Origin of the sequence: Tabrizicola sp. (genome assembly GCF_016792905.1) — a bacterium.
In the GTDB taxonomy this organism is placed as follows: Bacteria; Pseudomonadota; Alphaproteobacteria; order Rhodobacterales; family Rhodobacteraceae; genus Tabrizicola.
Map to the genome: position 1 here is coordinate 1 of NZ_JAEULP010000059.1, position 10,904 is coordinate 10,904.

Annotated in this window: 12 protein-coding genes and 1 pseudogene; 9 read left to right on the top strand and 4 right to left on the bottom strand. The window is 65.1% G+C overall.

Going from position 1 to position 10,904, the window contains the following annotated elements; translation table 11 throughout:
• A pseudogene (locus tag JNL31_RS12585) lies at positions 1-198 on the bottom strand (helix-turn-helix domain-containing protein); the annotation flags it as partial.
• A 220-nt stretch (positions 199-418) separates the two neighbouring features.
• On the opposite strand from JNL31_RS12585, the gene JNL31_RS12590 reads away from it, so the two are divergent.
• The gene (locus JNL31_RS12590; RefSeq protein ID WP_294973721.1) at positions 419-703 is read left to right on the top strand and encodes a DUF6477 family protein; all 285 of its coding nucleotides are present in this window, start codon (positions 419-421) and stop codon (positions 701-703) included.
• A 64-nt stretch (positions 704-767) separates the two neighbouring features.
• On the opposite strand, the gene JNL31_RS12595 is transcribed toward JNL31_RS12590, so the two are convergent.
• The gene (locus tag JNL31_RS12595) at positions 768-2,309 is read right to left on the bottom strand and encodes a trimethylamine methyltransferase family protein (RefSeq protein WP_294973723.1); all 1,542 of its coding nucleotides are present in this window, start codon (positions 2,307-2,309) and stop codon (positions 768-770) included.
• Between the two features lie 165 nt (positions 2,310-2,474).
• Between JNL31_RS12595 and guaA the strand changes: the two genes are divergently transcribed.
• Positions 2,475-4,049, top strand: coding sequence for a glutamine-hydrolyzing GMP synthase (guaA, locus tag JNL31_RS12600; protein WP_294973724.1), 1,575 nt, complete (start codon positions 2,475-2,477; stop codon positions 4,047-4,049).
• A gap of 3 nt (positions 4,050-4,052) precedes the next feature.
• Positions 4,053-4,469, top strand: coding sequence for a cupin domain-containing protein (locus JNL31_RS12605; protein ID WP_294973726.1), 417 nt, complete (start codon positions 4,053-4,055; stop codon positions 4,467-4,469).
• On the opposite strand, the gene JNL31_RS12610 is transcribed toward JNL31_RS12605, so the two are convergent.
• Complete coding sequence (locus JNL31_RS12610) at positions 4,466-5,059, bottom strand: nitroreductase family protein (protein WP_294973728.1); 594 nt, start codon at positions 5,057-5,059, stop codon at positions 4,466-4,468. The two genes, JNL31_RS12605 and JNL31_RS12610, sit on opposite strands and share 4 nt — an antisense overlap.
• A 111-nt stretch (positions 5,060-5,170) precedes the next feature.
• On the bottom strand, positions 5,171-5,641 hold the full coding sequence (locus tag JNL31_RS12615; RefSeq protein WP_294973729.1) for a hypothetical protein: 471 nt from the start codon (positions 5,639-5,641) through the stop codon (positions 5,171-5,173).
• 103 nt (positions 5,642-5,744) lie between these two features.
• On the opposite strand from JNL31_RS12615, the gene JNL31_RS12620 reads away from it, so the two are divergent.
• The 6 genes from JNL31_RS12620 to JNL31_RS12645 all read left to right on the top strand — a co-directional run.
• Entirely contained in the window at positions 5,745-6,638 is an 894-nt protein-coding gene (locus JNL31_RS12620) for a DMT family transporter (protein ID WP_294973730.1), read from the top strand.
• A 95-nt stretch (positions 6,639-6,733) separates the two neighbouring features.
• Positions 6,734-7,789: a hypothetical protein gene (locus JNL31_RS12625; RefSeq protein WP_294973733.1), complete on the top strand. Its 1,056-nt coding sequence runs from the start codon at positions 6,734-6,736 to the stop codon at positions 7,787-7,789.
• Between the two features lie 106 nt (positions 7,790-7,895).
• Positions 7,896-8,753 carry an ATPase gene (locus JNL31_RS12630; protein ID WP_294973734.1) on the top strand — a complete coding sequence of 286 codons (858 nt, stop codon included), beginning with the start codon at positions 7,896-7,898 and terminating at the stop codon, positions 8,751-8,753.
• A gap of 60 nt (positions 8,754-8,813) precedes the next feature.
• A complete protein-coding gene (gene metA, locus JNL31_RS12635; RefSeq protein ID WP_294973736.1) occupies positions 8,814-9,731 on the top strand; it encodes a homoserine O-succinyltransferase in 918 nt (305 codons plus the stop codon).
• A gap of 59 nt (positions 9,732-9,790) precedes the next feature.
• The gene (gene ppk2 / locus JNL31_RS12640) at positions 9,791-10,663 is read left to right on the top strand and encodes a polyphosphate kinase 2 (protein WP_294973738.1); all 873 of its coding nucleotides are present in this window, start codon (positions 9,791-9,793) and stop codon (positions 10,661-10,663) included.
• Positions 10,660-10,904 (top strand): helix-turn-helix domain-containing protein (locus tag JNL31_RS12645; RefSeq protein WP_294973739.1); only part of this gene is annotated, 245 nt, incomplete at its 3' end. The genes ppk2 and JNL31_RS12645, both read left to right, overlap by 4 nt.

Here is a 10,904-nt window from a genome sequence, read left to right on the forward strand (position 1 = left end):
GGCCGACAGTGCCTCGTCCATCAGCGGGTCCTCGCGGCGGTTCTCGAACCGGCGCACCTGCCGCAGGATGGTCGAGGCATGCAGGCCTTCGCGCCGCGCCAGCTCCCGGAGCGATGTGCCCTCTTCGGTATGGTCGAGATAGTGACGCACAGCGGCAGGAAGCCAGTCTGGCAGGCTGGCAACAGTCAATTCAGGCAATTCAGTCGTCCCGTCCTTGTCCACCCGGGCTGCATTGGTCCAGTCTGAACCTTCACAACCTTGGGTTGAATTGGTTACGTGTTTGTTAAGAGTTCGTCCGACGCAGAGAATTCGACGAAATTCTTAAACTCTTTGGTAACCAGCGCGCGGTCAAACCGAATGGTACGCAACGCACGGTTGTACTGACGCAGGATGCCTGCCGTCACGAACGGAGGATCCCATGACCGACTGCCGCACCATGCTTGCCACCCTGCGCCGCCCCCGGCTTCTGATGCGCGCGGCGCGGTTCGGGCTGGGGGACTACCGGCGCGAACGCGACCTGCGCCGCCATGTGGACAGCGCGGCCTCGCCGGAGGATGCGGTGACCTCGCTGATCTCGGTCGAGGCGCGGCTGGAGGCGACACGGATCGCGGGCGATGCCACCTATTCGATCGCGCGTCACATCGAGGTGCTGATTGCCCTTCTGGCAGAGGCGCAGTTCCTGCGTCGCGAGACCATGGCTTAAGGTTCCGCAAGGCAATGAAAAAGGGGCGGTGCAACCGCCCCTTTCCGGTAATTGTGCCCGTTTCTCAGATGAAGGCGTCCGGCATCTCGGCCTTGCGGGTGGCGACGAAAGCTTCCAGCGCCTCGCGGGTGCCGGGGTCCATGTCCGGGGCCTGGTAATCCGCCAGCTGCTTGCGGACACGTTCGTTCGCCAGCGTCTGCGTGTCGCGCGCGCCTTCCTCTGCCCAGGTCTCGAAGGGCTTGTAGTCCAGAAGGTCCGAGCGCCAGAAGGCCGACTTGAAGTTCGCCTGCGTGTGCGCGCAGCCAAGGTAGTGGCCGCCGGGGCCGACCTCGCGGATCGCGTCCATCGCCTGGCCGTTGGTGTCGATGCTGACCCCCTGCGCCAGATGGTGCAGCGTGCCAAGCTGGTCGGCGTCCATCACGAATTTCTCGTAAGACGACACCAGCCCGCCTTCCAGCCAGCCGCAGGCGTGCAGCATGAAGTTTACACCCGCCAGAAGCGCCATGTTCAGGCTGTTCGCGGTTTCATAGGCCGCCTGCGCGTCCGGGAGCTTCGAGCCGCAGAACGACCCGCCGGACCGATAGGGCAGCCCCAGCCGCCGCACCAGTTGCCCCGCGCCGTAGGTGATATGCGCGGCCTCCGGCGTGCCGAAGGTCGGCGCGCCGGAGTTCATGTCGATCGAGGTCACGAAAGCCCCGGCGATGACCGGCGAGCCCGGACGGACCAGCTGGCTGTAGGACACCCCCGCCAGAATCTCCGCCAGAACCTGCGTCAGCGTGCCTGCCACGGTCACCGGCGCCATCGCCCCACCGACGATGAAGGGCGAGACGATGCTGGCCTGGTTGTTCGCCGCATAGACCTCCAAGGCGCCCATCATGATCCCGTCGAAGGTCATCGGCGAGTTGATGTTGATGAGCGAAGTCATCACCGTGTTCTGGTCGACGAAATCATTGCCGAACAGGATCTTCGACATCGCGACCGAATCCGCCGCGCGGCTGGGTTCGGTGACGGACCCCATGTAGGGCTTGTCCGACAGGGTCATGTGGGCCAAGAGCATGTCGAGGTGGCGCTTGTTCACCGGAATGTCGGTCGGCTCGCAGACCGTGCCGCCGGAATGGTGCAGCCATTTCGACATGTAGCCCAGTTTCACGAAGTTCTGGAAATCCTCCAGCGTGGCATAGCGGCGGCCGCCTTCCATGTCGCGGACGAAGGGCGGGCCATAGACCGGGGCCAGCACCAGATTGCGGCCGCCGACCTCGACATTGCGCTCGGCGTTGCGGGCGTGCTGGGTGAAGGTTTTCGGCGCGGTGGAGACCAGCTTGCGCGCGAGACCGCGCGGGATATGCACCCGCTCGCCCCGCACATCGGCCCCGGCATCACGCCAACGCTGAAGTGCTGCGGGGTTCTCGACGAAGTTGACGCCGATCTCTTCCAGAACCGTCTCGGCATTCGCCTCGATGATCTGCAGCGCTTCCTCGTTCAGGATCTCGAAGTTCGGGATGTTGCGCTCGATGTAGCGCGCGGTCTCGAAGCTGATCGCGGTCCGCTCTGCCCGGCGGCTTGCGCCCCCACCACTGCGCGCCCTGCGCCCTGCTACTTCGTTCATGTCAGCCTCCGAATGGTTTGTCAGGCATATGGCACCAAACAGTCAAAAACCGCTCCCCGAAACCGGCCATTGCCTTCCAAAACCGACATGACGCGCCGTCGCAAACGACATGCGCTCCCGCGCGCGACGTCTTGCACTTCGCGCCGCACCGGCCTAATCGGGCGCATGAGCCAGACACACGACCGCCTCCTCATCATCGACTTCGGTTCCCAGGTGACGCAGCTGATCGCGCGCCGCCTGCGCGAGTTGAACGTCTACTGCGAAATCCACCCCTACAACCGCGTGGACGAGGGCTTCCTGAAGGCCTTTGCCCCGAAGGCGGTGATCTTCTCGGGCGGGCCCGCGTCAGTCTACTGGGAGAACGCGCCGATGCCTCCGGCGGGCGTGTTTGATCTGGGCGTGCCGATCCTGGGGATCTGCTACGGTCAGCAGGTGATGATGCACTGCCTCGGCGGCCATGTCGAAGGCGGTCACGGCACGGCGGAATTCGGCAAGGCCTTCGTGACCCCGACCGACCTGACCCACCCCTTCCTCGCCGGCTGGTTCCCCCCCGAGGCCGGGCCGCAGGCGCAGGAACAGGTCTGGATGAGCCACGGCGACCATGTGTCGAAGATCGCCCCCGGCTTCCAGGTCTACGGCACCTCGCCCAACGCCCCCTTCGCCATCACCGCCGATCCCGCCCGGCATTTCTACGCCGTCCAGTTCCATCCCGAGGTGCATCACACCCCGAAGGGCGCGCAGCTTTACGAGAATTTCGTGCGACTTGCAGGCTTCAAGGGCGACTGGACGATGGGCGCCTACCGCGAGGAGGCGATCCGCAAGATCCGCGAGCAGGTCGGCGATGCCAAGGTGATCTGCGGGCTGTCCGGGGGCGTTGACTCCTCGGTCGCCGCCGTCCTGATCCACGAGGCCATCGGCGACCAGCTGACCTGCGTCTTCGTCGACCACGGCCTCCTGCGGCTGGGCGAGGCCGAGCAGGTCGTCACCATGTTCCGCGACCACTACAACATGCCGCTGATCCATGCCGACGAAAGCGCGCTTTTCCTTGGCGCGCTGGAAGGCGTCTCCGACCCCGAGGTCAAGCGCAAGACCATCGGCAGGCTCTTCATCGACGTGTTCCAGAAACATGCGAACGAGGTCGGCGGGGCGAAGTTCCTGGCGCAGGGCACGCTGTATCCCGACGTGATCGAAAGCGTCAGCTTCTCTGGCGGCCCCTCGGTCACGATCAAGAGCCACCACAACGTCGGCGGCCTGCCCGAGAAGATGGGCCTGAAACTGGTCGAACCCTTGCGCGAGTTGTTCAAGGACGAAGTCCGCGCCTTGGGTCGCGAGTTGGGCCTTCCGGCCAGCTTCATCGGCCGCCACCCCTTCCCCGGCCCCGGCCTTGCCATCCGCTGCCCCGGCGAGATCACCCGCGAGAAGCTCGACATCCTGCGCCAGGCAGATGCGGTCTACATCGATCAGATCCGCAAGCACGGACTTTACGACGATATCTGGCAGGCCTTCGCCGCGATCCTGCCGATGAAGACCGTCGGCGTGATGGGCGACGGGCGGACCTACGACTATGCGCTGGCGCTGCGGGCGGTTACCTCGGTCGACGGCATGACCGCCGACTACTACCCCTTCACCCACGACTTCCTCGGCGAAACCGCCACCCGCATCATCAACGAGGTCAAGGGCGTCAATCGCGTGTTCTACGACTGCACCTCGAAACCGCCGGGAACCATCGAACTGGAGTAGGTCATGGAGCTTCACCGCAAGGGCAGCCGTCCGCCGGTGCCGGGCAACGAGCAATGGTTCACCGGCACGATCCGGATGGAGCCGATCATCGGGGCCGAGCCGCCCGGACGGCCCGGATCGGCGATGGTAACGTTCCAGCCCGGCGCGCGGACCAACTGGCACACGCATCCCCTGGGGCAGTTGCTGATCGTCACCGAAGGCTGCGGTCGCGCGCAGACCGAAGGCGGGCCGGTCGTCGAGCTGCTGCCCGGCGATGTGGTGTGGTTTGCTGCCGCGGAACGCCATTGGCATGGCGCCGCCCCGGATGCGGCGATGACCCATATCGCGGTGCAATCGGCGCAGGACGGTCGCACTGTCGATTGGGAAGGTCCGGTCGCGGATGGGGATTACCTTGCCGCGCCGGAGCGGTCCGGCAGCTAGAGCCGCCCGCGCCGGGCGATTTCTTCCAACGGCTTGCGCCCACTCGGCTTTTCCCGCTCGCGCAGCGCGTCCGGCAAGGCGTCCGCCGAACCCTGTTCGCCCACCGCAACAACACAGTGCAGGGTATGGCCCTCCGGCAGGTGGATCGCCGCTGCAAGCCTGTCGACGTCGAACCCGCCCATCGCATGGGCGGCAAGCCCCATCGCCTCGGCCTGCAGCGCAAGGCTCATCCAGGCCGCACCGGTGTCAAACCCGGCGGTTCGGTTCCTGGCTTCAGCGCCCTCGCGGTTGGTCACGGTATCCTTCGAGACAACCGCGAACAGCACCGCCGCCTTCCCCGCCCAGAGCGGGTTGTTCCCGGTCAGGCAGGCAAAGATCGCCTCGAACGCGGCCTCGCCGCGCAGCGCCCAGACCAGCCGCCAGGGCTGGTGGTTCGAGGCCGAGGGCGCCCAGCGGGCGGCTTCCAGGAGCGACATCACCTCGGCCTCGCTCAGCGCCCGGTCGGTGAAGGACCGGGGCGACCAGCGGCCTGGAAACTGCGGGGCAACCGGATGGTCAGGCTGGCGCCCGGCGGGCTGGTCGAGGCTCATGGTGGCTCCTTTCAGGCGATTTCCCCGCAGGAAATAGCCCGCAACGAGCCCCACGGCAACCGCACGCGCGAAAGGCCGCCTGTTCAGCCCTGCGAAGCTGCGGACCACCGTCTACCACAGCCCGCCATGCGCGCCCTGGACCGCGCCCGCGACGGCGAGCGCGGACAGCGCCAGGAGCACCCGGTGCAGCCGCAGGACCAGCGCGAAAGTGCCCTCGGGGTCGCGGGTGGCGCGGGCGTGGAACCAGCGGTGCAGGACGAGCGGCTCCAGCACGAAGAGGACCAGGGTGAAGATCGCCCAGACCGCGACCATCAGGTGCAACCACCAGTAGGCCGGTTCGAGGAACAGGCCCCAGCCGTCGGTGAGCCACAGCATCCAAAGGCCCGAGAGCCCGGCCGCCAGGGTCGACAGCTTCGCCTGCCCGCCAAAGCGGCCCTCCAGCCGCTCGAAGGTCGCGATCCGATCTGCCGCCGGCAGGGCCTGCATCTGCGGCAGGATCACCAGCGTCACCATCGCCACCCCGCCGATCCAGTGGACGACCGCCAGGACATGGATCACCCGCGCCAGCACATAGACATCCATCCCGCACCTCCTGCCTCGATCCCTGATGACAGGCCACTGCCCTGCCCGCCTTGCCCGAAGTCAAGCTCTGGACATTCGCGGCCCGCCCGGCAAGGGTCGCACCATGTCAACACCGCACCGCACCCTTGCCGCCGCACTCTGGATGACCGGAGCCATTGCCGCCTTCACCGCGATGGCCATCGCGACAAGGCAGATCAAGGGCGTCCATGACACCTTCGAGATCCTGGCCTACCGCTCGATGATCGGCTGGGTGCTGGTCGTTGGAATTGCCGCAGCCCTCGGGCGTCTGACCGACATCCGCACCGACCGGCTCCCGAGCCACCTGGTCCGCAACGTCTTCCACTTTACCGGCCAGTCGCTGTGGTTCTGGGCGATCACCATGATCCCGCTGGCGCAGGTCTTCGCGCTGGAGTTCACCTCGCCGATCTGGGTGATCCTGCTCTCGCCTCTCGTCCTTGGCGAGACACTCACCCGCCGCAAGCTTGTTGCCGCCGCCCTTGGTTTCGCGGGCGTCCTGATCGTCGCCCGCCCCGATTTCGGCCATGTCGAGCCCGGCGTCCTCGCCGCCGCTGGGGCCGCCTTCTTCTTCGCCTCGACCAACCTGATGACCAAGCTTCTCACCAAGGGCGAGCCGATCCTGTCTATCCTGTTCTGGCTGACGCTGATGCAGGCGGTCTTCGGCACCCTCGCCATGACCCTCTTCGGCACCGTGACCCTGCCCACGCTTTCCACCCTGCCCTGGCTGGTGCTGATCGGCATCTCCGGCATCACCGCGCATTTCTCGCTGACGAAAGCCCTGTCGCTCGCCCCCGCCAGCACCGTCGTCCCCGTCGACTTCGCCCGCCTGCCGATCATCGCCGTCGTGGGTGCCATGTTCTACAAGGAACCGATCCAGCCCTCGCTCTTCGCCGGGGCGGCGCTGATCTTCCTCGGCATCTGGATCACGCTTCGGGGTGGCGCATCTGCGCCACAGGGCCGCAGGGTCACGAATCCGTGACGTGGCGTCATTGATTGACCGAGTCAACCACTGGGCCTAGCCTCATTTGCAGGGGGAATTCCCGGAGGAGGGAGTTCATGTTCAGGGATGAGACAATGAAAAGGTTCATGCTGGCCACGACGGCCATGGTTGCCGCCACGACGGTCGCTCATGCGGGCGGGGTGGAGCGTTCCACCCAGTCGGTGGCGATCCTCTTCGAACAGGGCCGCTATGCCGAACTGAGCTTCGGACGCTTTGCACCGGACGTCAGCGGCACGGTTGGCGGCGGCGCGGTCAGCTCGGGCGACATGGCGGGCGACTACAATTCCTGGAGCCTTGGCTACAAGATGGACATCGGCGACCGGATGGCGCTGGCGTTTATCCTCGACCAGCCGATCGGCGCCAACGTGAACTATCCGGCCGGCACCGGCTATCCGCTCGGCGGGTCCACGGCTACGCTGACTTCCAGCGCCATCACTGCGTTGCTGAAGTACGGGTTCGAGAACAACGTCTCGGTCTATGGCGGCCTGCGCTACGAAACGGTGCATGGGGAAGTCGCGCTGACCGGCGGGTACACGATGGAGACCAACCATGACAGCGAGCTTGGCTATCTCGTTGGCGTGGCGTGGGAAAAGCCCGAAATCGCCGCTCGCGTCGCTCTGACGTACAATTCAGCAATCACCCATTCGCTTGAATCGACGGAATTGGGCGTCGTGCCGGGCACGTTCGACACCGAAATCCCACAGTCCATCAACCTTGAGTTCCAGACCGGCATTGCAAAGGACACGCTGCTGTTCGGCTCGATCCGCTGGGTGGACTGGACGGAGTTCAACATTTCGCCGCCGAACTTCCCGGCCAATCCCCTTGTCGACTACGCCAGCGACCGCGTGACCTACAACCTCGGCATCGGTCGGCGCTTCAACGAAAACTGGTCGGGCGCTGTGACGATCGGCTACGAGAAATCCGATGGCGAGACCACCGGCAACCTCGGCCCGTCCGACGGGATGAAGAGCGTCGGCCTTGCCGCGACCTACACGATGGACAACATGAAGATCACCGGCGGCATCCGCTATGTCGACATCGGCGACGCGACCACCAACCCGCCGATCAGCGGCGTCTTCTCCGGCAACTCGGGCGTCGGCGTCGGGATCAAGATCGGCTACACGTTCTGATCCTCCCGCCACCCTGCGGATCGCGAACCCCGCCCCTGAACCGGGCGGGGTTCTTCATTGTGAAGGCCGTGGCCTGCGGCTATCAGGGGCCACCAGAGGTGACACGATGATCTACCGTTCCGGCGCTGACTACCTGAAGGCCCCACGCAAGCGGATCATGCTGTTCGGCATGTCCGGCCTCGGCAAGACCTACCTGTCGAACCTTTTGCGCGACCATGGCGACTGGTTCCACTACTCGGTCGACTACCGGATCGGCACCCGCTACATGGGCGAATTCATCGCCGACAACTTCAAGCGCGAGGCGATGAAGGTTCCGCTCCTGCGCGATCTGCTGATGACCGACTCGGTCTACATCGCCTCGAACATCACCTTCGACAATCTCGCCCCCCTCTCGACCTATCTCGGCAAGCCCGGCGACCCGGCAAGGGGCGGCGTGCCTTTCGCCGAATACATGAAGCGGCAGGACCAGCACCGCGTCGCCGAAGTGGCCGCCACGATCGACACCGCTCGGTTCATGGAGCGGGCGGAAGACCTGTACGGCTACCCCAATTTCGTCTGCGACACCTCCGGCTCGATCTGCGAGGTGGTGGAGCCCGAGAACCCCGACGACCCGGTGATGCGTCAGCTGGCCGACACGCTGCTCCTTGTCTGGATCAAGGGGTCGGATGCCCATACGGCGGAACTGGTCAGGCGCTTCGACCGCGCGCCGAAGCCGATGTATTACCAACCCTCCTTTCTTCATGCGATGTGGGAAGACTACCGCGCAACCCATTCCGTGAGCGAGGAAACCTGCGATCCTGACCATTTCGTTCGCTGGACCTATGCCCGCGCGCTCGCCCACCGCCAGCCCCGCTATGCCGCCATGGCGCGCTGGGGGGTGACGGTCACGGCCGAGGAGGTCAGCGAAGTCGGCAGCGCGCATGACTTCGATGCCCTCATGGCCCGCGCCATCGACCGCGCCTGACCTTGCAACCCTGACACGAAACCAATAGCTCTTGGCCCTCCGGCCTCAAGGACCCCGACCATGCCGATCACGCTCCCCGAAACCCTGCCCGCCTATGACGTGCTGCGGTCCGAGGGCGTCATGGTCATGTCCCCCGACCGCGCCGCGCATCAGGACATCCGGCCCCTGCGGATCGGCCTCCTCAACCTGATGCCGAAGAAGATCCAGACGGAAAACCAGTTCGCCCGGCTGATCGGGGCCACACCCCTGCAGATCGACCTGCACCTGATCCGCATGTCGGAACACACGACCAAGAACACCGCCGCCGAGCACATGGCGACCTTCTACCGTCCGTTTCAGGAGGTGAAGGACGAGAAGTTCGACGGGTTGATCATCACCGGCGCGCCCATCGAGCACCTTGCCTTCGAAGAAGTCACCTACTGGGACGAGCTTTGCGAGGTGATGGACTGGACCCAGACCAACGTGCAGTCGACCTTCGGCGTCTGCTGGGGAGGGATGGCGATGATCAACCATTTCCACGGCGTCGCAAAGCACATGCTGGACCACAAGGCCTTTGGCTGCTTCCGCCACCAGAACCTCGCCCCCACCTCGCCCTACCTGCGCGGATTCTCGGATGATTTCGTCATACCCGTGTCGCGCTGGACCGAGATGAAAGAGGCCGAGATCGACGCGGCCTCCGGCCTGAAGATCCTTCTCGGCAGCGATGAGGTCGGCCCCTGCCTGGTCGAGGATGCCGCCCACCGCGCGCTCTACATCTTCAACCATTTCGAATACGACAGCGACACGCTGAAACAGGAATATGACCGCGACGTCGGCAACGGCACCCCGATCAACGTGCCGCTGAACTATTACCCGGACGACAACCCGGCCAAGCCACCGCTGAACCGCTGGCGCAGCCACGCCCACCTGCTCTATGGCAACTGGATCAACGAGATCTACCAGTCCACGCCCTATGACCTGAACGAGATCGGCCGCTGACGCCAGATTGCGCTTCGCCTGCCGTTCGCCATACTGACGGAGAAATCGGGGAGGCCATGATGACCCTACCATTCGACGGCGCGATCAGCCGCTACTTCCGCGAAGGCGCGCCGAAAGAGGTGCGCAAGGCCATCGAGAAGGCGGGCAAGGACGAGATCATGACTGCCTCCTATCCTTACCGGGAGGAGATCAGGGGCAAGGACTACGACCGCCAGATGGAGGCCCTGCAGATCGAGCTGGCCAAGATGCAGGCCGGGATCAAGGCGACCGGCAAGCGGCTGCTGGTGATCTTCGAGGGCCGCGATGCCGCGGGCAAGGGCGGCACGATCAAGGCGGTGACCGAGAACATGAACCCGCGGCAGGCCTATGTCGTGGCGCTGCCGAAGCCCAGCGAGCGGGAGAGCCACCAGTGGTACTTCCAGCGCTATGTCGACTGGTTCCCCGCCATGGGCGAGATCGCGCTCTATGACCGCAGCTGGTACAACCGCGCGATGATCGAGCATGTCTTCGGCTTCTGCAAACCCGAGGAACGGGAGAAGTTCTTCCGCCAGTTGCCCGAGTTCGAGCAGATGATCGCCGACGAGGGGATCGTCTTCCTGAAAATCTGGCTGGAGGTGGGCCGGGCCGAGCAACTGAAGCGCTTCCTCGACCGCGAGGGGGACCTGTTGAAGCAATGGAAGCTCAGCCAGATCGACGTCGACGGCCTGGCAAAATGGGACGACTACTGCAAGGCCATCGACGAGACGATGCAAAAGACGAACTTCCGCCACGCACCCTGGACAGTGATCCTGTCCGACGACAAGAAGCGCGCCCGGATCGCGGCGATCCAGACCATCCTGTCGGCGGTGGACTACGCGGGGAAGGACAAGGCCGCCATCGGCAAGGTCGACGACAAGATCTGCGGCGGGCCGAAGTTGCGTCCGAAAGACTGATGAAGCGGGGCTATCACCACGGCAACCTGCGGCAGGCGCTGGTCGAGGCGGCGCTGGAGCTGATCGCCGAGAAGGGGCCGCAGGGCTTCACCCTGTCCGAGGCGGCGAAGGCGGCGGATGTGACCCCGGCGGCCGTCTACCGGCACTTTGCGGGGCGGGATGATCTGCTGGCGGAGGTTGCGCGGCAGGGGTTCGACATCTTTGCCGCACTCCTGGAATACGCCTATGACGAGGGGCGGCC

What these genes read in the sequence shown, in the direction of transcription:
- JNL31_RS12590 (WP_294973721.1), top strand. Translation starts at nt 419, where the DNA reads ATGACCGACTGCCGCACCATGCTTGCCACCCTGCGCCGCCCCCGGCTT.
- JNL31_RS12595 (WP_294973723.1), bottom strand. Translation starts at nt 2,309, where the DNA reads ATGAACGAAGTAGCAGGGCGCAGGGCGCGCAGTGGTGGGGGCGCAAGC.
- guaA (WP_294973724.1), top strand. Translation starts at nt 2,475, where the DNA reads ATGAGCCAGACACACGACCGCCTCCTCATCATCGACTTCGGTTCCCAG.
- JNL31_RS12605 (WP_294973726.1), top strand. Translation starts at nt 4,053, where the DNA reads ATGGAGCTTCACCGCAAGGGCAGCCGTCCGCCGGTGCCGGGCAACGAG.
- JNL31_RS12610 (WP_294973728.1), bottom strand. Translation starts at nt 5,059, where the DNA reads ATGAGCCTCGACCAGCCCGCCGGGCGCCAGCCTGACCATCCGGTTGCC.
- JNL31_RS12615 (WP_294973729.1), bottom strand. Translation starts at nt 5,641, where the DNA reads ATGGATGTCTATGTGCTGGCGCGGGTGATCCATGTCCTGGCGGTCGTC.
- JNL31_RS12620 (WP_294973730.1), top strand. Translation starts at nt 5,745, where the DNA reads ATGTCAACACCGCACCGCACCCTTGCCGCCGCACTCTGGATGACCGGA.
- JNL31_RS12625 (WP_294973733.1), top strand. Translation starts at nt 6,734, where the DNA reads ATGAAAAGGTTCATGCTGGCCACGACGGCCATGGTTGCCGCCACGACG.
- JNL31_RS12630 (WP_294973734.1), top strand. Translation starts at nt 7,896, where the DNA reads ATGATCTACCGTTCCGGCGCTGACTACCTGAAGGCCCCACGCAAGCGG.
- metA (WP_294973736.1), top strand. Translation starts at nt 8,814, where the DNA reads ATGCCGATCACGCTCCCCGAAACCCTGCCCGCCTATGACGTGCTGCGG.
- ppk2 (WP_294973738.1), top strand. Translation starts at nt 9,791, where the DNA reads ATGACCCTACCATTCGACGGCGCGATCAGCCGCTACTTCCGCGAAGGC.